The organism is Arthrobacter sp. JDC6, from assembly GCF_056484025.1.
Map to the genome: position 1 here is coordinate 1840144 of NZ_CM151278.1, position 22751 is coordinate 1862894.

The following is a 22751-nucleotide window of genomic DNA, read 5'->3' on the forward strand; positions in this document are numbered from 1 at the left end:
TTGTGATGGTGATGCCGGCGCCTGCAGTGGCGGGACCCGGAGGCGCAGCCCCCGGAAGCGTGGCGGATGTCCGGCGCAGCAACCTGGCACTGGTCCTTGGCGCAATCGCCGAGTTTCCGCCAGGCGTCCATCCCAGCCGCGCCCAGCTGGCCGGAGCCACCGGACTGACCAAGGCATCAGTGTCCAGCCTGGTGCTGGACCTCCTTGACGCAGGGATCGTCCGCGAAATCGGCCTCAACCCGCAGGGGCGGGGCCGTCCCGGCGTGGGTCTGGAACTCAGCCCCAGCCGGGCGGTCATGGGGATGGAAATCAACGTCGACTACATCTCCGCGGCAGTGGTGGACCTCGCCGGAACCGTCCTCGTCCGGGAGGAAGAGGAACGCGACAACCGCAACAGCCCGGACGGGCCGGTGCTGTCCGCGCTCGCAGCCCTGGCCGCCCGGGTCAGGAGCACGGCGGGGGAGCACGGCGTCGAGGTCCTGGGTGGCGGACTTGCCGTGCCCGGGCTCGTTGACCCGGCCCTGGCGCGGGTGCTCACCGCTCCGAACCTGGGCTGGGTCAATACGGACCTGGACCTGGAGGCGCTGCTGCCCGAAGCTCCCCTTGGAGTGGCGCTGTTCAATGAAGCCAACGCCGCAGCCCTCGCCGAACTGCGGCACCGGCCGGACGGGGCGTCGGACTTCCTCTTCGTCTCCGGCGAGGTGGGCGTCGGTGGCGGGATAGTCATCGGATCAGAGCTATTCACCGGTCCGCACGGCCACGCGGGCGAGGTGGGGCACATTGTGGTTGACCCCGACGGCGGGCATTGTTCATGCGGCGGGACCGGCTGCCTGGAGACCGTTGCCGGCCAGGACGCCATTTTCGCCGCGGCCGGCCTGGCCCTGGATCGGGGTTCCCGCTCCGCGGACATGTCCGCCCTGCTGCAGTCGCTGCGGGCCGGGGAGCCCCGGGCTGTTTCCGCCGTCGAACGTGCGGGACGCTGCCTGGGGATAGCACTCGCCTCGACGGCGCGGGTGGTCAACATCGAATCCGTGGTCCTTGGGGGCCACTTCGCGGTCCTCGAACCATGGCTGCGTGCCCCGTTGCTGGCGAGCCTGGACAAATATGCGCCAGGGAAATATGCATCCAGCCAGGTGACGATGTCCGCCGTTGGCGAGTCGGGCGCCCTTTTGGGGGCAGCCGGAAGCGTGATCCGCTCCCTGATGGAAGCGCCGCACCGGCTGCACGCGTAGCGCCACGCACAACGCCCCGGTCCGAAGACCGGGGCGCCATCCACTGCGGTGCCCCAGGAGGGAATCGAACCCCCGACCGGCGGATTAGAAGGCCGCTGCTCTATCCCCTGAGCTACTGAGGCGTTGGCTTCCGGCCTGCAGGCCGGCGCCTCAAAAAGTTTACATTGCCCGGCTGCCGGCGGTGTCATCCAGCCGCCACTCATCCTCCACACCGGCTTTTCCCCCGGACGTTGTCCACATAGGCAAACCCGTCCCTCCTGCCCGACGTGGTCCGGCGCGATGCTGGTCATGCCTGCTAAAGGCGCCACCATCCAGACAGGACGTAGACATGAGCGAAACCATCACCATCCGGGGCTTCGTGGCCACCGAGATAACCAGTTCCACCACGCCAGGGGGAGTGGCAACAGCTTCCTTCCGCATCGGTTCCACCACCCGCCGCTTCGACCGCGAATCCAGGACCTGGGGCGACGGGCACACCAACTGGTTCACCGTGCAGGGCTACCGCCAGCTGGCGGGAACCCTGGGGTGCAGCATCAGGAAGGGCCAGCCGGTCATCGTGGTGGGCAAACTGAAGATCCGCACGTGGGAAAAGGACGGGCGGGTGTACCACTCCGCCATCATTGACGCCGATGCCGTGGGGCACGACCTCTCCTTTGGGTCGGCAAACTTTATCCGCACCGCTTCCAGGCCGGCGCTCTCCCTCGTGGAGCAGCCGCCGGCCCCCGATGACGTCCCCGGGCTGGACCAGGACCCGGACGAGCCGGAGGACCGCGAAGATGAACACCCCGGGGATCCCGGCCACCCCGCCGTCGTCATTGAGGACAGCGACGGCGGTCTCGCCTCCCTTGACCTGGAAACGGGGGAACTCGCCGAAGTCTAGGAACCACGTATCAGGTATCAGCGTTGCCCATCCAGTCCCGGGCGGACGGAATGGCGGCACCCCCGGCCGCCCTCCGTCCGCCCGCCAACACCCGTCCGCCCGCCAACACCCCACATCCGCAGGCCCTTGACGGACACTGCGTCCCCGGCGAGCTCTGGTGCACTGCCCGTTTTCCGGGCCGGGCCGTCCCATCACCCATGGCAGAATGACACCATGCGTCCCACCCCCCGTAAACGGCAGAACAACCGCGCCGGCGCAGCCCTGGCATGTGCAGTGCTGGCCTGCCTCCTGTCCGGGTGCACCGCTGCTCCGTCCGGAACCGGACCTGCAGCCGGTGGCAGCGGCAACCAGCCCTCACCGGCGGCCCCGGCTGCCGGTCCCGGTGCGGACGGACAACCGGTCCAGGCCACGGACTCCGCGACGCCGGGCAGTAATGCCGGCGGGGAACCGCTGGCCAACACGTCCGGCGGCGCGGTTTCGGCCGCAGCTGCCGCCGCCACCGAAACGGTGAAACGGACGGTTACGGATACCCTGACCAAACTGGCCACGGGAACGCCGAAACCTGCCACTGCCCAGGTCAGCGACGCCCTGACCGGGGCCGGCATCGCGCCGGCCGCCCTCCAGGTCTCGCAAAGCCGCACACCCACCGGGCTGGAGGCGGACGCCATCGAAGCCGCCGTGCTGCAGGGCAAGGACTGCGTCATCGGGCAGGTTCGCGAAGGTGCGGTGACCGTCACAGTCCTTCCGGTACTTGCCAGCGGCAAATGCTTCGTGGGCTCCTGATCCGGCTGAGCTGTCCGCCGCAAATGTGAGATCTGCCCGCCAACCCACTAGATTTGAGACCATGGCGGAATTTATCTACACAATGACCAAGGCCCGCAAGGCCGTTGGCGAAAAACTCATTCTTGATGACGTAAGCATGTCCTTCTTCCCGGGCGCCAAGATTGGTGTTGTGGGCCCAAACGGTGCCGGTAAGTCCACCATCCTCAAAATCATGGCCGGGCTGGACACGCCCTCCAACGGCGAGGCCAGGCTCAGTCCCGGCTACAGCGTGGGCATCCTGCTCCAGGAACCGCCGCTTAACGAAGAAAAGACTGTCCTGGGCAACGTCCAGGAAGGCGTTGGCGAGATCTACGGCAAGATCCAGCGCTTCAACGAAATCTCCGAGGAAATGGCCAGCCCCGATGCTGACTATGACACCCTCCTCGAAGAGATGGGCAAGCTGCAGGAGGCCATCGACGCCGCCGACGCCTGGGACCTCGATTCCCAGCTGGAACAGGCCATGGACGCCCTCCGGTGCCCGCCGGCCGATGCCGATGTCACCAACCTTTCCGGCGGTGAGCGGCGCCGTGTGGCACTGTGCAAGCTCCTCCTGCAGAAGCCCGACCTGCTGCTCCTCGACGAACCCACCAACCACCTGGACGCCGAAAGCGTGCTTTGGCTCGAGCAGCACCTCTCCAGCTACCCCGGCGCCGTCCTCGCCGTCACCCACGACCGGTACTTCCTGGACCACGTGGCGGAATGGATCGCGGAAGTGGACCGCGGCCACCTCTACCCGTACGAAGGCAACTACTCCACCTACCTGGAGAAGAAGCGCGCCCGCCTCGAGATCCAGGGCAAGAAGGACGCCAAGCAGGCCAAGCGCCTCTCCGAGGAACTCGAGTGGGTCCGGTCCAACGCCAAGGGCCGCCAGACCAAGTCCAAAGCCCGCCTGGCCCGTTACGAGGAAATGGCCGCCGAGGCCGACCGCACCCGCAAGCTTGACTTCGAGGAAATCCAGATCCCGCCGGGACCCCGCCTGGGTGGCCTGGTCCTGGAGGCCAGGAACCTCCAGAAGGGCTTCGATGAGCGTGTCCTGATCGATGGGCTGTCCTTCACCCTGCCCCGCAACGGCATCGTGGGGGTCATTGGCCCCAACGGTGTGGGCAAGTCCACCCTCTTCAAGACCATTGTCGGCCTGGAACCGCTGGACGGCGGCGAGCTCAAGATCGGTGACTCGGTCAAGATTTCCTACGCTGACCAGAGCCGCGGCGGCATCGACCCCAACAAGACCCTGTGGGAGGTTGTCTCCGACGGACTCGACTTCATCCAGGTGGGCAATGTTGAGATGCCGTCCCGTGCCTATGTGGCCGCTTTCGGTTTCAAGGGCCCGGACCAGCAGAAGAAGGCAGGTGTCCTGTCAGGTGGTGAGCGGAACCGCCTGAACCTGGCACTGACCCTGAAGCAGGGCGGAAACCTGCTGCTCCTCGACGAGCCCACCAACGACCTCGATGTCGAAACCCTCAGCAGCCTGGAAAACGCGTTGCTCGAGTTCCCCGGCTGCGCCGTGGTGGTCTCGCACGACCGCTGGTTCCTGGACCGCGTGGCCACGCACATCCTTGCCTACGAAGGTGACGACGAGAACCCCTCCAAGTGGTACTGGTTTGAGGGCAACTTCGAATCCTACGAGGAGAACAAGGTCCAGCGGCTGGGCCCCGACGCGGCCAAGCCGCACCGCGTCACCCACCGGCGCCTGACCCGCGACTGACCTGCCGGGCCCAAGGGCTCGTCAACAGGACGCCTGCGGGCCCGTTTGCAGGAAAACGGAAGGCCGGCACCCGGGCTGAATTGCTCCCCGGATGCCGGCCTTTCCCATGCCCGGCGCACCAGCGCCGGATCGCAGACGTGTGCGGATCCTACGTGTGCGCCGCCTCGGCGGGAACGCGCACCATGCCCTCCTGCGCCACGGAGGCCACGTGCTGGCCGTCCCGGTTGAAGATTTTGCCGGTGGCCAGGCCGCGTGCGCCCTGCGCGCTGGGGGACTCCTGGACGTAGAGCAGCCATTCATCCACGCGCGCCGGGCGGTGCCACCACATCGCGTGGTCAAGGCTGGCAACATTCATGCCCGGGGTGATCCAGCTGAGGCCGTGCCGCCGAAGGATGGATTCGAGCAGGGTGTAGTCGCTGGCGTAGGCCAGGGCGGCGCGGTGCAGGTTAGAGTTGTCCGGCATCGGCCCGAACGTCTTCATCCAGACCGCGTTGCGGGCCTCCCGCGGGCCGGTCGCGGTAACGTACAGCGGCGGATCGACGTGCCGGATGTCGAAAGGCCGCTCATACGCCCAGTGCCGGGCCACAGGATGGTCGAACTTGCCCAGCAGGTCCGCCGTGCTGGGCAGCGATTCGGGGTCCGGGATGCCCGCCGGCATCGCCGACGCGTGCTCGATCCCTTCGTCCTCACCCTGGAAAGAGGCAATCATGGACAGGATGGGAACGCCGTCCTGGTAGGCGTGGACGCGCCGGGCGGAAAACGACCGGCCGTCACGCAGCCGCTGCACACCGAAAGTAATGGGCTTGTTGGCGTCACCGGGCCGCAGGAAGTAGCCGTGCATGGAATGCACAAACCGTTCAGGATCCACCGTTCGAATGGACGCCACGAGTGACTGCGCCAGCACCTGTCCGCCGAACACCCTGTGGTGTGGCTGCCGCTGTGAGGGCCCCAGGAAGATGTCCTCGTCCGTCCGGGCGCCCTCAAGTTCACCGAGGTCCAGCAGTTCGATCAGTGATGAGGTGGGGTCTCCGCTTGGCGGGGCCAGGAGTCCGGCTTCGGCTTCAGTCATGGTCCGACTCTAGACGGCGCCCGGGGAGCCACTCAACCGGAGCGCAGCCGGTAGTGTTTAGGTGTGTCTGAACTTCTCACCTCGTCCTTCCGTTTCGCCGATCCCCGGGATCTCGCCGACCTGAAGACGTTTGCCATCAGGGCCAAAGCCATCGATGACGGCGCCATCCGGCTGCAGGCAGCCGGTTCCGTCCTGGCCGCGTACGTGTGCGTCCTGCGGCCCAGGCTCCTGGGCGAAGCGACCCCCACCATCCTGGGCCTGCGGACCATGGCACTCGCCGAACCGTCCGGAACAGATGTCACTGTTGCCCTGTCCGCCGTCCTGGACCGGCTGGCACGCGCAGGGGAGGACGACGTCGAATTGCCGGTTCCGCCCAGCACCGTCACCGAATCCTGGACAGGAGTGGGCGCCCCAAGGGGCGGATGGGAGCTGGTGGGCGCTGTCAGCGACGCCGGCCTGAAGGCGGCGGCCGAAGCAGGCATGGCGGAGGTGGCGGGCATCGTTCCGGACAAACCGGGCGCCCTGATTGTCAACAACGCCCGGGCGGCTGTCTGGGGACGGGAACTGGACGCGTCAGGCCTGCCCGCCGGAGCGGCCTTCGCAGCGTTCGCCCTGGGCTTCCTGGCCGACGGCGACCAGAAGCTCTACCGCGCCGGCCGCTGGTTCCGGCTGACCGGTCCGCGCGGCCATGTGCTGGCGCGGACCGGCAGCGGCCTGCTGTAGCTGAAGGCGGCGCGGGCCCCTTCCAGGTTCCGGTCGGGAGGCGTCAGGCCTCGGAAGCGCTGTTCACCATGGACAGCGCCGCCCGCTCCATGTACTCCCACAGCGTGCCTTCGTAGAGCGGCGGCAGTTCCAGGGCGTCTACGGCGGTGCGCATGTGGAACAACCACCGGTCCTTCGCCTCGTGGGTCACCTTGAACGGCATGTGCCGCATGCGCAGGCGCGGGTGGCCGCGCTCCTCGCCATACGTTGTGGGCCCGCCCCAGTACTGCTCAAGGAACATCAGGAACCGGCGTTTTGCCGGGGCAAGGTCCTCCTCGGGGTACATGGGCCGCAGCAGCGGATCGGTGGCAACGCCGTCGTAAAAGACATCGATGAGCTTAACGAAGGTCTCGTGGCCGCCCACCGCATCGTAAAAGCTGTCTGTGTAGGCCGGCTTGCTGAAGGGATCGTTCTGCATCAACTGGGGCCGCTGCTGCCGGTCGGGTCCTGCTTTGGCAGGTTGGGGCTCAACAGGGCGCGGTTCGATCGGAAGCGACATGCTATTCCCCGGCTTTCTGGTCAGTCTTCTTCGTCTCAACATGGGCCGACCCCTGGTCGGTGGTCCCGTCGTCGGACTCGTGCAGCGGAACGTACCGTCCCTGCGAGCGGTTGCCCACGCGGAGGATCTCACCGTTGCGCAGGTACCAAATGGCGCCGTCGTCGGAGCGGACGCGGGTGATCCGCAGACCCATGGACTCCACTACGCCCACCACTTCGCTGGTTTCGATGACGTCACCGATTCCGTACTGGTCTTCAATGGTAATGAAAATCCCGGCCAGGAAGTCGCGGATCAGCTGCTGGGCGCCGAAGCCGATGGCCACACCCAGGATACCCACGCTGGTGAGCAGCGGGGCGATGTTGATGTCCAGGTTCTGCAGGACGTACATGCCGGTGATGACCACCACCAGCACGCCCACAATGCTGTTCAGCAGCGAGCCGATGGTTTCCGCGCGCTGCACGCGCCGTTCGTGGTCCAGGGCCCGGAAGGCCGGGGCCGCCCACCTAAACGTGGGCTTCTTGAAAAAGTTGCTTCCCGCCGCCACCCGTTTGGTGATGCGCGAAATGACGAACGTGGCCACGAGCCAGACGGCGACGCCGATGCCCAGGCTGATGACGATGCCCGGGACGCTCACGCCATCGGGCTGTGTTGTGGCGTTGGGAAGGATGGACAACATGCTGACCATGGGTGGAAGTAGCTCCTTGGGATATTGCTTGGTTCTCTTTCAACACTAGCCCCCGTAGCGTGGGGCCATGCGCATTCTCATCCTCGGCGGAACCGCCTTCCTCTCCAGGGAAATCGCCGGGCAGGCGGTTGCCGCGGGGCATGACGTGACGTGCCTGGCGCGGGGAATATCGGGTGAGCCGCCGCCGGGCGCCCACTGGGTCAGGGCGGACCGCGCGACGGGACCGGCTGCATATTCGGGCCTGATGGGCGACTGGGATGCCGTGATCGAGGTGGCCCGGGACCCCGGGCCCGCCCGGCAGGCTCTCGCCGGCCTCGCCGGCAGGGCCGGGCACTGGACCTTTGTTTCCAGCTGCTCGGCTTACGCCGGCCATTCCGTCCCGGGAGCGGCGGAAGACGCGGCGCTGCTGCCGGCGCTGCCGCCGGGGGTGCAGTCCACGCCGGAAACCTACGGCGAGTCAAAGGTGGCCATCGAAGAAGCGACCCTGGAGGCCGCTGCCGGCAAGGCCCACCTGTGCCGGGCAGGCCTGCTCAGCGGCCCCGGCGACCCCACCGACCGCTACGGCTATTGGCCCGCCCGCATTGCCAGGAACTCCGGACCTGTGCTGGTCCCGGACATCGGGGAGAACCCCACGCAGGTCATCGACGTCCGGGACCTTGCGGCCTGGATCCTGCTCGCCGCGGGGAAGGGGATCAGCGGAACCTTGAACGCCCTTGGTGACCAGGTGCCGTTTGCGGAACTCATCAGCGCCTGCCACGAAGCGTCCGCCTCCAGCAGCACCACGATTACCGCCGGCGGGGAGTGGCTGGTGGACCAGGGCGTGAACTACTGGTCCGGGCCGGACTCACTTCCGCTCTGGCTTCCGCCCGGCCACGACGGCTTCATGGCCCGCAGCAACCAGGCTGCCAGGGCCGCGGGAATGGTCCTGCGGCCCTGGCAGGAAACGCTGGCCGCCACGTTGGCCGATGAACGCCTCCGCGGACTGGACCGGGAGCGGAAAGCAGGCCTCTCACCGGCAACGGAACAGCGCCTGGTGGCGATGCTCCAGGGCGAAAGCCGGGCCTGACGGGGAACCCCGGCGGCAGGGCCTAACCCGCCACCGTCACCGGCTGGTGCTCCACCGGAAAATTCACGCTGCGGGCAATGAAGCAGAGCCGGTTCGCCTCGTGGTGGAGGCCGGCCGCCAGTTCGGCCTGTCCGGCGTCGGCCACCGTCACGCGCGGATGCAGGACCACCCGCTCGAACTGCCCGCTGCCGTCCCTGTTGAGCCGCATCAGCCCGGTGGCCTCGTCCCGGTAGTCCGTGACCACCACCCCGTTCTTCACCGCCACGTGCAGGTAGGACAGCATGTGGCATTGCGCCAGCGCGGCCAGCAGGAGCTGCTCGGGGTTGTAGCGCCCGCGGTCCCCATGGAACGTCGGATCCGCCGAGCCTTTGAGGACCGGCAGGCCGGGGATGAGCACGTCGTGGTCCCGTGAGTAGCCCCGGTAGGACGAGGTGCCGTCCCCCCGGTTGCCGGTCCACTGGACTGCCAGTGAATACCGGTGTTCATCAAGACTCACTGGGGACTGCCGTCCGGAAGCACGTCGGCGGCGCGGGCACGCAGGGCGCGGGCAACGCCGTCGCGGTTCTCCAGCATCATCCGCCGCAGCGCGGCGCTTTCCGCCGGCAGCGACGCCAGGAATGCGTCCGTCCGGTCAATGGTGGCCTGCGTGGTCAGCAGCGCCGGGTAGAGGCCGACGACGATCTGCTGGGCGAGGGCGTGGGTCCGGGTGGCCACGATGCCCGGCACAGCCGCGAAGTACTTTTCGGCGTACGGTTCCAGCAGCGAACGGTCCAGCACGCGCATGAAGCCCGTTACGGCCGATCCCTGCAGCGCATTGGACAGCTCCCCCTTGACCACGATCGATTCCCAGGCCGCGGCCTTCGCCTCCGGGGTGGGGATGGCGGCCTTGGCCAGGGCCGCAGCATTCTGTCCGCTGGAGGTGTTGTCCCGCTCCAGCTCGGCGTCGATGCCTTCCTGTCCCATCCGGCCTCCGGCCACCAGGGACTCCACGAGCTCCCAGCGCAGGTCCTGGTCCACCGCCAGCCCGTCCAGGACAACCGACCCGTCCAGGAGGCCGGCCACCCGGTCCAGCTGGGACGCACTGCGGGCCAGGAGGGCAAAGGACTTGATGAACTGCAGCTGCGCATCGGAGCCGCCCGGGACGTCCGAGGCCAGGTCCCACAGCCGGTCCACCGCCGCAACCGCTGTGGCTTCGCGGTGTTCCTCGGCCACATAGAAATTGAGGGTGGTGGCCAGCTGGCGGAGCTGGACCAGGATCACGGAGGAGTCCGTTTCCGCCGCGACGTTGGACAGGATCAGCTCCACGTACTTCCGGGCCGGCGTTTCGCCGTCACGGGCAGCGTCCCATGCGGAATTCCAGACCAGGGTCCGGGGCAGGCTGCCGCCAAAATCCTTGAGGTGGGCGGTGGCGGTGGCCAGCGACTTGGGATCCAGCCGTACCTTGGCATACGCCAGGTCGTCGTCATTGATAAGGATCAGGTCCGGCTGGTCCATGCCGGCCACTCCCGGCACCTCTGTGCGGTCACCGTCCACATCCAGCTCTTCGCGGTGCACCCGCTCGAGCTTTCCGGCGCTGTCCAGGTTGTAGAAGCCCACGGCCAGGCGGTGCGGGCGGATAGTGGGCCATTCCGGGACCGCGGACTGCAGGATGGCGAAGGAACGCAGCTTCCCGTCGGCATCCACGTCCAGCTCTGGGCTCAGTGTGTTGACGCCTGCGGTCTCCAGCCACTGCCGGCCCCAGTCATCCAGGTCGCGGCCGCTGGCCTTTTCGAGCTCCACCAGCAGGTCGCGGAGTTCAGTGTTCTGCCAGGAGTGCTTGGCGAAATACTCCCGGACACCGGCCATGAACTGGTCGGGGCCAACCCAGGCCACCAGCTGCCGCAGCACCGAGGCGCCCTTGGCATAGGTGATGCCGTCGAAGTTGACCTCCACGTCCTGGAGGTCGTTGATCTCGGCGAAGATCGGGTGCGTGGTGGGCAGCTGGTCCTGCCGGTACGCCCACGATTTCTCCACGGACGCGAACGTGGTCCAGGCGCTGGTGAAGGACGTGGCCTCCACCGCCGCCAGGTGCGACATGTACTCCGCGAAGGACTCGTTGAGCCACAGGTCGTTCCACCAGCGCATGGTCACCAGGTCACCGAACCACATGTGGGCGAGTTCATGGAGGACCGTGATGGCGCGCCGCTCGATCTGGGCCCCGGTGACCTTGCTGCGGAAGACGTAGCCTTCCAGGATGGTCACGGCACCGGCATTCTCCATGGCACCGGCGTTGAACTCCGGAACGAACAGCTGGTCGTATTTCTCGAACGGGTACGGGCAGCCGAACTGCGCCTCAAAGAACCCGAAGCCCTGCCGCGTCAGTTCGAAGATGTTGTCCGCATCCAGGTACTGCATCAGCGACTTCCGGGCGAAGACACCAAGGGGGATGATGCGGCCGTCCGAGCTGGTGACCTCGCTGCGGACGGACTGGTAAGGGCCCGCGATCAGGGCCGTGACGTAGGAGGACAGGCGCGGCGTGGGCGCGAACGCCCATACGGACCTGGCCGTGCCGTCTTCCGCGGGAGGCGCCTCCACGGGGTGGGGGGTGGGGGAGTTGGAGACAACGTCCCAGTGGGACGGCGCCGTGACGGTGAAGGCGAAGGTTGCCTTCAGGTCCGGCTGTTCGAAGACGGCGAACATCCTGCGCGAGTCCGGAACCTCGAACTGCGTGTACAGGTAGACCTCGCTGTCCACCGGGTCCACGAACCGGTGCAGGCCCTCACCCGTGTTCATGTACGGCAGGTCGGCCACGACGGTCAGTTCGTTGTGCTCCTGCAGGTCCGGCAGCTGGATCCGGACGCCGTCGGACACGGTGGCGGGGTCAAGGCTGCGGCCGTTCAGGGTCACGCTGTGCACGGTGCGGGTGACCGCATCAATGAAGCTGGACGATCCCGGCGACGCCGTGAACTTCACGGTGGTGGTGCTGCAAAAGACCTCTCCGCCGCGCGTCAGGTCCAGGCTGACATCGTAGGACTCGACGGTGATCAGTTCGGCGCGCTCACGGGCTTCGGCGCGCGTCAGGTTCATGCCTGGCAAAGGAGGTCCTCCAGAGAAGTTTTCGGCTGCCGGCCGGTGGTCCCGGGTCCGGCACTGTGTTGCATTCTTCCATCCTTGGGATCCTTGGCAAGTTGCGCAGCTCACAGCGGCCGGCCGTTGCCGCCTGGGCGGTTGGCCGGGCGGCCGCAGGGGTAGCGTTAATTGCATGGGAAAGCTGCTGGATTCGGTGGATACCAAGGCACTCAGGTTCGCCGTGGGGTTCCCGGTCGTCCTGGCCGCTGCCTTCGCCTACTGCGCGTCGCTGCTGCGCCCGGACCTTCCGGAGCCGGTCGCCGTCCGGTGGACGGACGACGGCGGTGCCGCCTTTGCGCCTTTCGCCGCCTACGTGGGCGTGGGCGCGGCGATCATCGTCATCGCCGGATGGCTGGTCCTGCTGCAGGCGGTGCCCCTCAGCAGGCCGGTGATGATGCGCAGGATCATGATGGGGGCCGGGCTGTTCCTCAGCCTCTTCATCACCTCCGCCCTGGCCGCGGGGCTCATCGGCCAAACCGGGCTGGCCGACGCCCGGCAGTCGCGGGTGGACATGACCGTCCTTGCCCTCGGCAGCGGTGCGGCAGTGTCGCTCGGCGTCGCCATGGCCATGGTGTACAAAGCCGACCGGCAATGGTCGCCCGATGACGACCGTGCGCTGCAGGCCGCCATCACCAGGGAACTGGACCCCGACCTTGCCCTGGACACCGTCCGGCTATGGGTCCACGCCAGGAGTTCGGTCTTTGTCATGATCGCCATCGCCTCCCTGTTCCCGGCAGCCCTTATCGCCGTGGTGGTGCCGTGGCTGGGCATCCTGCTCGTTGTCCTGGCCCTCGTGGGCACCGCGTTCCTCTTTGCCCGCATCCGGGCGGACCGGCGCGGGCTGAAGGTCCTGCTGGCCGGGGTGGTGCCGGTCATGAATGTGCCGGCCGGCGCCATCTCCGATGCCAGCGCCGAGGACGTCAAAGCCGCCGACTATGGCGGGTGGGGCTACCGGCACCACGGCGGAACCGCAGCCATGCTGGTCAGCAGCGGGCCCGCCGTCGTCGTGAGCAAGACTGACGGCCAGCGCCTGGCCGTCAGCGGCGGAAGCCAGGCCTCCGCGGCGCGGCTGGCCGAAGTCCTTACGCGCGTGGCCGCGAGGGCCCGGCGCGGCGGAGGGCCGCCGGCCGGGGGCCAGCACCCGGAGGGCGGGCAGTCCTAGTATCCTTATCGGTGTCATTCCGGCCTCCACCGGCGACCCGCCAGCCCCACAACCGAACGGACTTTGCACGTGACCACTTCCCCTGCCTACCCGCGGGTCCACATCGCCACCGACCACGCAGGCATGGAGCTCAGCGCCCACCTGGTGTCCCACCTGACCGGCAAGGGATACGAGGTGGTGGACCACGGGCCCCAGGTCTACGACGCCCAGGACGACTACCCGTCCTTCTGCATCAACGCTGCCCTTGCCGTCGTTGCCGACCAGCAGGCAGGCGTCCACGCCCTTGGCATCGTGCTGGGCGGCTCCGGCAACGGCGAGCAGATCGCCGCCAACAAGGTCAAGGGCATCCGCGCGGCCCTCGCATGGAACCTTTCCACCGCCACCCTGGCCCGCGAGCACAACAACGCCAACGTGGTTGCCCTGGGCGGGCGGCAGCATACGTTCGAAGAAGCCACCGCGCTGGTCGAGGCGTTCCTGTCCGAGCCGTTCAGCAATGATGAGCGCCACGTCCGCAGGATCGAAAAGATCGCGGTCTACGAGGCAACAGGCGAGGTCATCGAGTAGTGCCCGAGGGCCATTCCGTCCGCAGGCTCGCCCGGCAGTTCGGCGATGTCTTCGCCGGTGAGGCACTGGCTGTTTCCAGTCCCCAGGGCAGGTTCAGCGGGGGTGCGGCGCTGCTGGACGGGCATACCCTGCTTGCCGCCGAGGCGCACGGCAAACACCTGTTCCTGCACTTCGACAACGCCCTGGTCCTGCACGTCCACCTTGGACTGTACGGGGCCTGGAGCTTCGGCGGGGACCGCACCTTCGCCGGCGCCTCCAGCATTGGTGCCCCCCGGCGCGTCGGGGAGCGGGAGGCCTTCGGTGACGGGGACGACGACGGCGGCGCGCCTTACGCCGGTCCGCCGGCGCCCGTCGGGGCCGTGCGGGTGCGGCTCGCCGGGAGCCATGGCTGGGCGGACCTTCGGGGTGCCACCACCTGCGAAACCATCACCGGGGCGGAAGTCCGCGCCGTGCTGGCACGGCTGGGACCTGACCCACTGCGGAACTTCCGCGGCGATGCCGGGCGCTTTGCTGCCAACGTCCAGGCGCGGAAGACGCCCCTGGCTGCCCTGCTCATGGACCAGAAGGTGATTGCCGGCGTCGGGAACGTCTACCGGGCGGAAGTCCTGTTCCGCCGCCGCCTGGACCCCTGGCTGCCCGGCACTGCCCTGCCGGACAACGATGCCCGCAAGCTGTGGCGCGACATCGTGGCCGTCATGGGCGACGGCGTGACGGACGGGCGGATCATCACCACGCCGCCGAAGTACTGGGCGCTTGACGGCACCACCGCCGCCAAAGCCGCCGCGGCCGGCGCGCCGGTGCCACCCAGGAGCGCCCACTTTCCCGGCCGCGACGATGCCCACTTCGTCTACAAGCGGCACGGCCTGCCCTGCCGCGTCTGCCGCACCATCGTGCTCATCGCCGACCTGGCCGGGCGGAACCTCTACTGGTGCCCTTACTGCCAGCAACCGGGGGAGTAGGAAGGCGAAACACGAAGAAGGCCCCTCCGGATGAACTGCTCCCCGAAAGTTGGACTGAGAAATCAGTTCTGACTTTCGGGGAGCAGTTTTATGCATGGAAGAAGTTCGTTGTCCGAGGAACAGCGCGAGGCCGCGGTGGCGCTGTTTGAGATCGGGTGGGGCTCCAGAGCTGTAGCAACCAGGCTCGGGGTGGGTCGGAAGCCGATCCTCCGGTTGCACGACAGATGGCGCGTTCGTGGAGATACTGCTCTTGTGACCAAACCAGGCAACCGCGTGTATTCATTCGAGCTCAAGCTCAACGCCGTGCAGCGATATATCTCCGGCGAGACCAGGGTCGCACTGGCCAAAGAGCTCGAACTATCCTCGCCACACCTGATAGCCGTGTGGGCGATGCGGTACCGGGCTCAGGGCGAGGAAGGCCTCCGTCCGAAACCTAAAGGCCGCCCAAGGAAGAACCCAGATACCCCGCCGCAGCAGGAACCGGAGCTGCAGCGGCTGCGACGTGAGAACGAACGCCTTCGTGCAGAGGTTGCTTTCCTGGGAAAAGTAAACGCCTTGAGGGACAGGGAACAGCGCTAAAGGTTCGCGCTGTCATCGCTCTCAAGGCTGAGCACCGATTAGAGGTTCTGCTGGACGTGGCCGGGTTAGCCCGGTCCACGTTCTTCTACCACCAAGCCAAACTCAATGGCCCCGATCCACGGGCGTCCCTGAAGGCCGCTGTCACTGACATTTTTACGAAGAACCACGGCCGGTACGGGCATCGCCGGATCCATATTGAACTGTTGAAGCAAGGATGGACGGTCGCCAAGAAGACGGTTCTGAAGCTGATGCGTTCCCTCCGGCTGGTCTGCAAGGTCCGAAGCAGGAAGCGGTACAACTCCTACCAGGGCGAGCATGGCATCGTGGCCCCGAACCTGCTGAAACGCCAGTTCGACGCGGACGCCCCAGACCAGAAGTGGGTTACCGATGTGACCGAGTTCAGCGTCGGCGACAGGAAACTCTACCTCTCACCGATCATGGACCTGTTCGACCGGCAGATCATCTCCTACGCCATTGGGACCTCGCCCAACCTGGAACTGACCAACTCCTCATTGCGCGGCGCCTTGGCCACGCTGGAGAACGGGGAGAAACCCTTCGTCCACTCAGACCAAGGGTTCCAGTATCAGCACAACTCCTGGCGCACACTCCTGGAGAACGCCGGCGCCGTCCAATCAATGTCACGCAAAGCCAACTGCTACGACAACGCCGTCATGGAGAACTTCTTCGGACACCTGAAGGAAGAGCTCTTCCACCGCGTCCGGTTCCTCAACACCGACGCACTCGCATCAGCGCTGCACGCATACATCAGCTGGTACAACACCGAAAGAATTTCCACCAAGCTCAAGGGCTTGAGCCCGGCACAGTACCGTGCTCAGATGCTTGCGGCTTAGGTCCCAATTAGAAGCACAGCTGGACTAGGGTCCCCCCATTAGACCGCAGCCGAACGCGCCCTTGCCTGTCTGCACGACGATAAACACTCTGGCTTCGGCAGAAGGCTCCTGAGCAAATATCTCGCCCCCTCCGGCTGTCCTGCCTTGAGAGGTTAGGGCGGATACATCGTGTTCGGCGGGCTGTGGGTTGGGACCACAGTTATATTCGCGGTCGGCAAAGTGCACTTTGGACGGAACTTCCTTGGGCGACAGGACCCAGTCCGATGTCTGTTGATGGACGTTCCATAGCCGGACGCCGGCAAAAATGCCCGCCAGCACCAACACGGAAACCATCAAAGACAAAGCGATTCGCGTCCCCCGGCTCATGGACCAAACGATCCACGAATACGGCATGAAGGTCAATGAACGGGCTAAACCCAGGTGCAGCTCTCGTACCCCTTCGCTTGGCAGGTAGTACAAACACGCAGAAGTCCCCGCCCCAAATGAACTGCTCCCCGGAAGTTGGACTGAGAAATTCAGTTCCGACTTCCGGGGAGCAGTTTTATGCATGCACGTAGTTCGTTGTCTGAGGTTCAGCGTGAGGCCGCTGTAGCGTGGTTTGAGAAGGGCATCGCGGATAGTGCGGCGGCGACGTTGCTAGGGGTGTCCCGCCCGCCGATAAGGGTTCTCTATCGGCGGTGGAAGATCCATGGTCGAGGAGCGCTGGTGGCCAAGCCGACGAAACAGGTGTACTCGTTCGAATTCAAGCTCGCGCTGGTTGAACGGTTTATCGCCGGTGAGACTGCCCCGGATCTCGCGGCGGAGGTGGGTTTGTCCTCGCCCACGCTACTGAAGACGTGGGCCCGGGCGTATCGCCGCGAGGGCCCGGACGCATTACGTCCCAAGTCCAAGGGCAGGCCTAAGGCACCTGATGCCCCGCAGCCGGCCGAGGTATCGGAACTGGAGCGGTTACGGCGGGAGAACGAACGGTTGCGGGCGGAAGTGGCTTACCTGGGAAAATTGCGGGCCTTGAGGGCGCAGGAACGACGGTGAAGGTCCAAGCCCTCATCGCTCTCAAGGCTGACTTCCCGCTTCCGGTCCTGCTGCAGGCAGCATCTCTTGCCAGATCGACGTTCTTCTATCATCAGGCACGCATCCAAGGCCCTGATCCGCAGGAGTCCATCAAGGCCGCTGTCAGGGAAATTTTCGAGAAGAACCATGGCCGGTACGGGCACCGGCGGGTCCACACCGAGATGGTCAAGCAAGGGTGGACGGTCGCGAAAAAGACCGTTCTGAAGCTCATGCGGTCCCTGAATCTGGTGTGCAAGGTCCGGCGGAAGAAGCGTTATAACTCCTACCAGGGCGGGCAGGGCCGGGTTGCTCCGAACGTGTTGAACCGGGAGTTCGAGGCTGATGCCCCGAACCGGAAGTGGGTAACGGATGTGACGGAGTTCAGCGTCGGCGACCGTAAGCTCTACCTTTCGCCGGTTATGGATCTTTTCGACCGGCAGATCATCTCCTACTCGATCAGCCCGTCTCCGAATCTGGAGCTCACCAATAATTCGCTGCGCCAGGCCCTTGCCTGCCTTGAGGATAACCAGCAGCCACTCGTGCATTCGGACCAGGGCTTCCAGTACCAGCACGTCTCGTGGCGAAAACTCTTACAGGAAGCCGGCGCGAGCCAGTCGATGTCACGCAAGGGCAACTGCTACGACAACGCCGTGATGGAAAACTTCTTCGGCCACCTTAAGGAAGAGCTCTTTCACCACGTGCGATACCTCAGCACCGACGCCTTGGCAGGGGCACTGCACGAATACATCCGCTGGTACAACACCGAAAGAATCTCGACAAAGCTCAAGGGCCTGAGCCCGGTGCAATACCGGACCCAGACCCTCGCGGCTTAGGCTCTTATTTAGTCAGTCCAACTTCCGGGGAGCAGTTCAAAATGGGACGGGGACTTCTGCGAAGAGCCGATCGCTGGCCGCTAAGGTGGATACATCGCATTTGCGAGTCCAACTTTCGGGGACCAGTTCAGGAGAGGGGCCTTCTTCGTGTTGTGGAGGGGACGACGGGAATCGAACCCGCGTAATCAGTTTGGAAGACTGAGGCTTTACCATTAAGCTACGTCCCCGAAGGAAGATCCGTTTTTCGCGGAAACTCCGGGCTGGCTGTTCAAGCCGGATACAACTAAACCTAATCCATGGCCTACGTGTCAAATGTGCAATCGCGACGCGTATCACCGTAGACTTGCCTGTGCACTTACGGGGTGTAGCTCAGCTTGGCTAGAGCGCCTGCTTTGGGAGCAGGAAGTCGCAGGTTCAAATCCTGTCACCCCGACTCTGCGGCCAGGACCGTCAGGCCTGGACATCCATTGCGTTTGCAGAAACCCATCCCACAACCCAGGAGTACTTAGACCGTGAAGAGCGCTGTCGAGAACCTCACCCCCACGCGGGTCAAGCTCAATGTTGAGGTCCCCTTTGAGGAACTGAAGCCCAGCATCGACTCGGCCTACAAGACCGTTGCGTCCCAGATCCAGGTTCCTGGGTTCCGCAAGGGCAAGGTTCCTGCCAAGCTCATCGACCAGCGCGTCGGCCGCGGCTACGTCCTGGAGACGGCCATCAACGACGGCCTCAACGGCTGGTACCAGGCTGCCGTGCAGGAGTCCGGCATCCGCCCCCTGAGCCGTCCCGAGGTGGAAATCACCGAGGTGCCCGATCCCTCCGCGACCGACGGCGGCCTGAAGTTCGCCGCTGAGGTTGACGTCCGCCCCGAGATCGAACTCCCGGACTACTCCGGCATCGAGGTCCAGGTTGCGGCTGCGGAATCCTCCGAAGCTGATGTGGACAAGGCGCTGGACGAACTGCGCGGCCGCTTCGGCACCCTGAAGTCCGTGGACCGCCCGGCTGCCGACGGTGACTTCCTCACCATCGACATCACCGCCACGATCGACGGCGAGGAAGTCGACTCCGCCGCCGGCCTGTCCTACCAGGTGGGCGCCGGCACCATGCTTGAGGGCATGGACGAGGCCGTGACCGGCCTCAGCGCTGACGAGGACGCCATCTTCGACACCACCCTGGTGGGCGGCGACCACGCCGGCGAAGCCGCCCAGGTCAAGGTTGTGGTGAAGGCCGTCAAGGAACGCGAACTGCCGGAAGCGAACGACGACTTCGCCCAGCTCGCCTCCGAATTCGACACCCTTGCCGAACTCCGCGAAGACCTGGCCAAGCAGGCTGCCGACTCCAAGATCGTTGAGCAGGGCGTCGAAGCCCGCGACAAGGTCCTGGACAAGCTCGTCGAAATGGTCGAGGTTCCTGTTCCTGACTCGGTGGTCGAGGAGCAGCTCGAAGCCCACTTCCAGGAGGGCAACGGCCACGGCGAAGGCGAGCACGACACCGAGGAGCACCGCGAAGAGGTCCGCGCCAACACGGCCCGCGCCTTCCAGAACGAGATCATCCTTGACGCCATCGCGGAAAAGGAAGAAGTCAACGTCAGCCAGAACGAGCTGATCGACTACATCGTCACCACCGCCAGCCAGTACGGCATGGATCCCAACCAGTTCGCCCAGATCATCGACCAGAGCGGCCAGGTCCCCATGATGGTCTCCGAGGTCCGCCGCCGCAAAGCACTGGCTGTCGTCCTTGGCCAGGCCACCGTGACCGACACCGAGGGCAACACCGTTGACCTCAGCGACTTCGTCCGCCCCGGCGGCGAGGAAGCCCCCGCTGCAGAGGCAGCCGGCGCTGACGCAACCGAAGCCGCCGAGGCGGAGGTTGTCGACGCCGAGGACGCCACGGCAGACGCCAAGGCCTAGTCCTTAACAACCTGCAGCAACGGCCCCTGGATCCTTCCGATCCGGGGGCCGTTCGCGTTGGACCCGAAACCCCGCAGCGCCGGTTCGGCGATCGTGCGCCGTCAGCGAACAGCCGTCAGTGCGCGAACAAAACGCCGGGGAAACCGGTTAGTGTCCAAGTAGTGATTTTCAGTGATGTCACCGTCACCAGTGAGAGGTAAGTAAACATGTCACAGCACTCAGAGGCCCCCCGGATGGCGACCGTCGATCCTGCAGCCCAGGACAACTACATTTACAACCGCCTTCTCAAGGAGCGGATCATCTGGCTGGGCTCGGAGGTGCGTGATGACAACGCCAACGCGATCTGCTCGCAGCTGCTCCTGCTCTCGGCCGAGAACCCGGAAAAGGACATCTACCTCTACATCAACTCGCCCGGCGGCTCCGTCACCGCAGGCATGGCCATCTACGACACCATGCAGTTCATCCCCAATGACGTCGTGACCGTCGCCACCGGCCTGGCCGCGTCCATGGGACAGTTCCTGCTCTCCTCGGGCACCAAGGGCAAGCGGTACGCCACGCCCAACGCCCGCGTCCTGATGCACCAGCCCTCCGGCGGCATCGGCGGCACGGCCTCGGACATCAAGATCCAGGCCGAGCTCATCCTGCACATGAAGAAGGTCATGGCGGAACTGACGGCCGAGCAGACCGGCCAGACCGTTGAGACCATCCTCAAGGACAACGACCGTGACAAGTGGTTCACGGCTAAAGAGGCCCTCGAGTACGGTTTCTTCGACAAGATCGCCGCGCACGCCGGTTCGGTATCCGGCGGCGGCGGAACGTCCAACGGGGCCTCCGGCGAATCAGCCTCCCAGAACTAACCGGCAACCAGAACACTTCGATCAGGAGCAAAAACAATGAACTACAACTTCGGGTGGTCCGCCGGCAATCTTCCGTCCAGCCGCTACGTCCTGCCGCAGTTCGAGGAGCGCACGCCCTACGGCTTCAAGCGCCAGGACCCCTACACCAAGCTGTTCGAGGACCGCATCATCTTCCTCGGCGTGCAGGTTGACGACGCCTCCGCCGACGACATCATGGCCCAGCTGCTGGTCCTTGAGTCCACCGACCCGGACCGCGACATCACCCTCTACATCAACTCCCCGGGCGGCTCGTTCACGGCCATGACGGCCATCTACGACACCATGCAGTACATCCGTCCCGAGATCCAGACGGTCTGCCTGGGCCAGGCCGCCAGCGCGGCTGCTGTCCTGTTGGCTGCCGGTACCCCCGGCAAGCGGCTGGCACTGCCCAACGCCCGCGTCCTGATCCACCAGCCGGCCCTGTCCGGCGGCCAGGGCGGCCAGGCTTCCGACCTGGAGATCCAGGCGGCCGAGGTCATGCGCATGCGCTCCTGGCTCGAAGACACGCTGGCCCACCACTCCGGCCGCACGTCGGAGCAGGTCAACAACGACATCGAGCGCGACAAGATCCTCACCGCCGAAGAGGCGCAGGCATACGGCCTGATCGACCAGGTGCTTGACTCACGCAAGATCAAGCCCCAGGCAATCACGAGGTAGCAGTACGGAAAGCCGGTGCGGCCCAGCTTCATTTGGCCGCACCGGCCTTTTCTTTCCACCCTTGGGGGCGAATGTGACCTAGAGTGGATGTTGTCACAAACCGGCCCCCGCGGGCCGGCCGAAGATTTCAGCAACGGTGCAGGGCTGCCTGGCAGCAGGATACTAAGGGGTTCACATATGGCTCGGATTGGCGAGAGCACGGATCTGCTGAAGTGCTCTTTCTGCGGAAAGAGCCAGAAGCAGGTGCGCAAGCTCATTGCCGGGCCCGGTGTCTACATCTGTGATGAGTGCATCGAGTTGTGCAACGAAATCATCGAAGAGGAGCTCGCGGAGGTGGCAGACCTCGGCAGCTTTGAACTGCCCAAGCCGCGCGAAATCTTCGACTTCCTGCAGGAATACGTCATCGGCCAGGAGCCCGCAAAGCGTTCCCTCGCCGTCGCGGTCTACAACCACTACAAACGCATCCAGGCGGGCCACGCGCCCAAGTCCGGAAGCCTGGGGGACGGCGGGCATCACGACGACGTCGAAATCGCCAAGTCGAACATCCTCCTCATCGGCCCCACCGGCTGCGGCAAGACCTACCTGGCCCAGACCCTCGCCCGGCGCCTGAACGTCCCGTTCGCCGTCGCGGACGCCACCGCCCTGACCGAGGCCGGCTATGTGGGTGAAGACGTGGAGAACATCCTCCTCAAACTCATCCAGGCCGCAGACTATGACGTCAAGAAGGCCGAACAGGGCATCATCTACATCGACGAGATCGACAAAATCTCCCGCAAGAGCGAAAACCCCTCCATCACCCGTGACGTATCCGGTGAGGGCGTGCAGCAGGCCCTGCTGAAGATCCTGGAAGGCACCGTTGCCTCTGTCCCGCCCCAGGGCGGACGGAAGCACCCGCACCAGGAGTTCATCCAGATCGACACCACCAATGTCCTGTTCATCGTGGCCGGCGCCTTCGCCGGCCTGGAGGAGATTATCGGTTCCCGCTCCGGCCGCAAGGGCATCGGCTTCGGCGCCCCACTGAACGACGCCAGCAAGAAGGTGGACTCCTACGGCGAAGTCATGCCGGAGGACCTGCTGAAGTTCGGCCTGATCCCGGAGTTCATTGGCCGCCTTCCGGTGATCACCACGGTGTCCAACCTTGACCGTGACGCCCTGATCCAGATCCTGTCCACCCCCAAGAACGCCCTGGTGAAGCAGTACCAGAAGATGTTCCAGATCGACGGCGTGGAGCTGGTGTTTGACGAGCCCGCCCTGGAAGCCATCGCCGACCAGGCACTGGAGCGTGGCACCGGTGCACGCGGTCTTCGCGCCATCCTGGAGGAAGTCCTGCTTCCCGTGATGTTCGATCTCCCGAGCCGCGAGGACGTCGCCAGCGTGGTGATCACCGAGGACGTGGTCCTGCGCGGGGCCGAACCCACCATGATTCCGCACGTGGCCAAGCGCCGTAAGTCTGCCTGACCGAGAG

22 protein-coding genes and 3 tRNA genes are annotated in these 22751 nt (G+C 65.5%); 18 read left to right on the forward strand and 7 right to left on the reverse strand.

Annotated elements, in window-relative coordinates; translation table 11 throughout:
* The first annotated feature begins 5 nt into the window (after positions 1 to 5).
* Positions 6 to 1232, forward strand: coding sequence for an ROK family protein (locus tag ACV095_RS08595; RefSeq protein ID WP_478223280.1), 1227 nt, complete (start codon positions 6 to 8; stop codon positions 1230 to 1232).
* Positions 1233 to 1281: 49 nt separating this feature from the next.
* On the opposite strand, the gene ACV095_RS08600 is transcribed toward ACV095_RS08595, so the two are convergent.
* Positions 1282 to 1354: transfer RNA gene (locus ACV095_RS08600), tRNA-Arg, on the reverse strand.
* 206 nt (positions 1355 to 1560) lie between these two features.
* Between ACV095_RS08600 and ACV095_RS08605 the strand changes: the two genes are divergently transcribed.
* From ACV095_RS08605 to ettA, 3 genes are all read left to right on the forward strand, one after another.
* Positions 1561 to 2112 carry a single-stranded DNA-binding protein gene (locus ACV095_RS08605; protein WP_056390711.1) on the forward strand — a complete coding sequence of 184 codons (552 nt, stop codon included), beginning with the start codon at positions 1561 to 1563 and terminating at the stop codon, positions 2110 to 2112.
* Positions 2113 to 2325: 213 nt separating this feature from the next.
* Positions 2326 to 2895: a DUF6993 domain-containing protein gene (locus ACV095_RS08610; RefSeq protein ID WP_478223281.1), complete on the forward strand. Its 570-nt coding sequence runs from the start codon at positions 2326 to 2328 to the stop codon at positions 2893 to 2895.
* A 61-nt stretch (positions 2896 to 2956) separates the two neighbouring features.
* On the forward strand, positions 2957 to 4639 hold the full coding sequence (gene ettA / locus ACV095_RS08615) for an energy-dependent translational throttle protein EttA (protein ID WP_018769489.1): 1683 nt from the start codon (positions 2957 to 2959) through the stop codon (positions 4637 to 4639).
* 148 nt (positions 4640 to 4787) lie between these two features.
* Here the strand turns inward: ettA and ACV095_RS08620 are convergent, their stop codons facing one another.
* On the reverse strand, positions 4788 to 5708 hold the full coding sequence (locus tag ACV095_RS08620) for an acyl-CoA thioesterase (RefSeq protein WP_134164649.1): 921 nt from the start codon (positions 5706 to 5708) through the stop codon (positions 4788 to 4790).
* Between the two features lie 63 nt (positions 5709 to 5771).
* Between ACV095_RS08620 and ACV095_RS08625 the strand changes: the two genes are divergently transcribed.
* A complete protein-coding gene (locus ACV095_RS08625; protein ID WP_478223282.1) occupies positions 5772 to 6431 on the forward strand; it encodes a DUF8185 domain-containing protein in 660 nt (219 codons plus the stop codon).
* Between the two features lie 43 nt (positions 6432 to 6474).
* Here the strand turns inward: ACV095_RS08625 and ACV095_RS08630 are convergent, their stop codons facing one another.
* Both ACV095_RS08630 and ACV095_RS08635 read right to left on the reverse strand, forming a co-directional pair.
* On the reverse strand, positions 6475 to 6969 hold the full coding sequence (locus tag ACV095_RS08630) for a globin (protein WP_056390703.1): 495 nt from the start codon (positions 6967 to 6969) through the stop codon (positions 6475 to 6477).
* A gap of 1 nt (position 6970) precedes the next feature.
* Entirely contained in the window at positions 6971 to 7654 is a 684-nt protein-coding gene (locus tag ACV095_RS08635; RefSeq protein ID WP_018769485.1) for a mechanosensitive ion channel family protein, read from the reverse strand.
* Positions 7655 to 7721: 67 nt separating this feature from the next.
* Here ACV095_RS08635 and ACV095_RS08640 point away from each other — a divergent pair, with 67 nt between their 5' ends.
* Positions 7722 to 8720: an NAD-dependent epimerase/dehydratase family protein gene (locus tag ACV095_RS08640; RefSeq protein WP_478223283.1), complete on the forward strand. Its 999-nt coding sequence runs from the start codon at positions 7722 to 7724 to the stop codon at positions 8718 to 8720.
* Between the two features lie 22 nt (positions 8721 to 8742).
* On the opposite strand, the gene ACV095_RS08645 is transcribed toward ACV095_RS08640, so the two are convergent.
* Together ACV095_RS08645 and pepN are read right to left on the reverse strand one after the other, a co-directional pair.
* Entirely contained in the window at positions 8743 to 9216 is a 474-nt protein-coding gene (locus tag ACV095_RS08645; protein ID WP_134164652.1) for an OsmC family protein, read from the reverse strand.
* Positions 9213 to 11786: an aminopeptidase N gene (gene pepN, locus ACV095_RS08650; protein WP_478223284.1), complete on the reverse strand. Its 2574-nt coding sequence runs from the start codon at positions 11784 to 11786 to the stop codon at positions 9213 to 9215. The genes ACV095_RS08645 and pepN overlap by 4 nt, the downstream gene beginning before the upstream one ends.
* A 175-nt stretch (positions 11787 to 11961) precedes the next feature.
* Here pepN and ACV095_RS08655 point away from each other — a divergent pair, with 175 nt between their 5' ends.
* The 7 genes from ACV095_RS08655 (at position 11962) to ACV095_RS08685 (ending at position 17826) form a co-directional block, all read left to right on the forward strand.
* The gene (locus tag ACV095_RS08655; protein WP_478223285.1) at positions 11962 to 12990 is read left to right on the forward strand and encodes a hypothetical protein; all 1029 of its coding nucleotides are present in this window, start codon (positions 11962 to 11964) and stop codon (positions 12988 to 12990) included.
* A 69-nt stretch (positions 12991 to 13059) separates the two neighbouring features.
* Positions 13060 to 13554 carry a ribose-5-phosphate isomerase gene (locus ACV095_RS08660; protein WP_018769480.1) on the forward strand — a complete coding sequence of 165 codons (495 nt, stop codon included), beginning with the start codon at positions 13060 to 13062 and terminating at the stop codon, positions 13552 to 13554.
* A complete protein-coding gene (locus ACV095_RS08665) occupies positions 13554 to 14513 on the forward strand; it encodes an Fpg/Nei family DNA glycosylase (protein WP_478223286.1) in 960 nt (319 codons plus the stop codon). Before ACV095_RS08660 ends, ACV095_RS08665 begins: the two co-directional genes overlap by 1 nt.
* Before the next feature lie 108 nt (positions 14514 to 14621).
* Positions 14622 to 15092, forward strand: coding sequence for a helix-turn-helix domain-containing protein (locus ACV095_RS08670; protein WP_478222907.1), 471 nt, complete (start codon positions 14622 to 14624; stop codon positions 15090 to 15092).
* A gap of 50 nt (positions 15093 to 15142) precedes the next feature.
* Complete coding sequence (locus ACV095_RS08675) at positions 15143 to 15943, forward strand: IS3 family transposase (RefSeq protein WP_263422050.1); 801 nt, start codon at positions 15143 to 15145, stop codon at positions 15941 to 15943.
* Between the two features lie 705 nt (positions 15944 to 16648).
* Positions 16649 to 16975 carry a helix-turn-helix domain-containing protein gene (locus tag ACV095_RS08680; RefSeq protein ID WP_018772270.1) on the forward strand — a complete coding sequence of 109 codons (327 nt, stop codon included), beginning with the start codon at positions 16649 to 16651 and terminating at the stop codon, positions 16973 to 16975.
* Positions 16972 to 17826: an IS3 family transposase gene (locus tag ACV095_RS08685; protein WP_056388138.1), complete on the forward strand. Its 855-nt coding sequence runs from the start codon at positions 16972 to 16974 to the stop codon at positions 17824 to 17826. The genes ACV095_RS08680 and ACV095_RS08685 overlap by 4 nt, the downstream gene beginning before the upstream one ends.
* Before the next feature lie 153 nt (positions 17827 to 17979).
* On the opposite strand, the gene ACV095_RS08690 is transcribed toward ACV095_RS08685, so the two are convergent.
* Positions 17980 to 18053 (reverse strand) — tRNA-Gly (locus tag ACV095_RS08690).
* Positions 18054 to 18184: 131 nt separating this feature from the next.
* Here ACV095_RS08690 and ACV095_RS08695 point away from each other — a divergent pair.
* The 5 genes from ACV095_RS08695 to clpX all read left to right on the forward strand — a co-directional run bounded on the left by ACV095_RS08695 (position 18185) and on the right by clpX (position 22744).
* Positions 18185 to 18259 (forward strand) — tRNA-Pro (locus tag ACV095_RS08695).
* Between the two features lie 79 nt (positions 18260 to 18338).
* The gene (tig, locus tag ACV095_RS08700; RefSeq protein WP_134164653.1) at positions 18339 to 19733 is read left to right on the forward strand and encodes a trigger factor; all 1395 of its coding nucleotides are present in this window, start codon (positions 18339 to 18341) and stop codon (positions 19731 to 19733) included.
* Between the two features lie 233 nt (positions 19734 to 19966).
* Positions 19967 to 20590, forward strand: a complete 624-nt coding sequence (locus tag ACV095_RS08705; protein WP_018769477.1) for an ATP-dependent Clp protease proteolytic subunit — start codon at positions 19967 to 19969, stop codon at positions 20588 to 20590.
* A gap of 36 nt (positions 20591 to 20626) precedes the next feature.
* Positions 20627 to 21286, forward strand: coding sequence for an ATP-dependent Clp protease proteolytic subunit (locus ACV095_RS08710; protein ID WP_018769476.1), 660 nt, complete (start codon positions 20627 to 20629; stop codon positions 21284 to 21286).
* Between the two features lie 177 nt (positions 21287 to 21463).
* A complete protein-coding gene (clpX, locus tag ACV095_RS08715; protein ID WP_018769475.1) occupies positions 21464 to 22744 on the forward strand; it encodes an ATP-dependent Clp protease ATP-binding subunit ClpX in 1281 nt (426 codons plus the stop codon).
* Positions 22745 to 22751 lie beyond the last annotated feature (7 nt).

What these genes read in the sequence shown, in the direction of transcription:
- ACV095_RS08640 (WP_478223283.1), top strand. Translation starts at nt 7,722, where the DNA reads ATGCGCATTCTCATCCTCGGCGGAACCGCCTTCCTCTCCAGGGAAATC.
- ettA (WP_018769489.1), top strand. Translation starts at nt 2,957, where the DNA reads ATGGCGGAATTTATCTACACAATGACCAAGGCCCGCAAGGCCGTTGGC.
- ACV095_RS08710 (WP_018769476.1), top strand. Translation starts at nt 20,627, where the DNA reads ATGAACTACAACTTCGGGTGGTCCGCCGGCAATCTTCCGTCCAGCCGC.
- ACV095_RS08635 (WP_018769485.1), bottom strand. Translation starts at nt 7,654, where the DNA reads ATGGTCAGCATGTTGTCCATCCTTCCCAACGCCACAACACAGCCCGAT.
- ACV095_RS08605 (WP_056390711.1), top strand. Translation starts at nt 1,561, where the DNA reads ATGAGCGAAACCATCACCATCCGGGGCTTCGTGGCCACCGAGATAACC.
- ACV095_RS08595 (WP_478223280.1), top strand. Translation starts at nt 6, where the DNA reads ATGGTGATGCCGGCGCCTGCAGTGGCGGGACCCGGAGGCGCAGCCCCC.
- ACV095_RS08655 (WP_478223285.1), top strand. Translation starts at nt 11,962, where the DNA reads ATGGGAAAGCTGCTGGATTCGGTGGATACCAAGGCACTCAGGTTCGCC.
- ACV095_RS08630 (WP_056390703.1), bottom strand. Translation starts at nt 6,969, where the DNA reads ATGTCGCTTCCGATCGAACCGCGCCCTGTTGAGCCCCAACCTGCCAAA.
- ACV095_RS08620 (WP_134164649.1), bottom strand. Translation starts at nt 5,708, where the DNA reads ATGACTGAAGCCGAAGCCGGACTCCTGGCCCCGCCAAGCGGAGACCCC.
- ACV095_RS08705 (WP_018769477.1), top strand. Translation starts at nt 19,967, where the DNA reads ATGGCGACCGTCGATCCTGCAGCCCAGGACAACTACATTTACAACCGC.
- pepN (WP_478223284.1), bottom strand. Translation starts at nt 11,786, where the DNA reads ATGAACCTGACGCGCGCCGAAGCCCGTGAGCGCGCCGAACTGATCACC.
- clpX (WP_018769475.1), top strand. Translation starts at nt 21,464, where the DNA reads ATGGCTCGGATTGGCGAGAGCACGGATCTGCTGAAGTGCTCTTTCTGC.
- ACV095_RS08610 (WP_478223281.1), top strand. Translation starts at nt 2,326, where the DNA reads ATGCGTCCCACCCCCCGTAAACGGCAGAACAACCGCGCCGGCGCAGCC.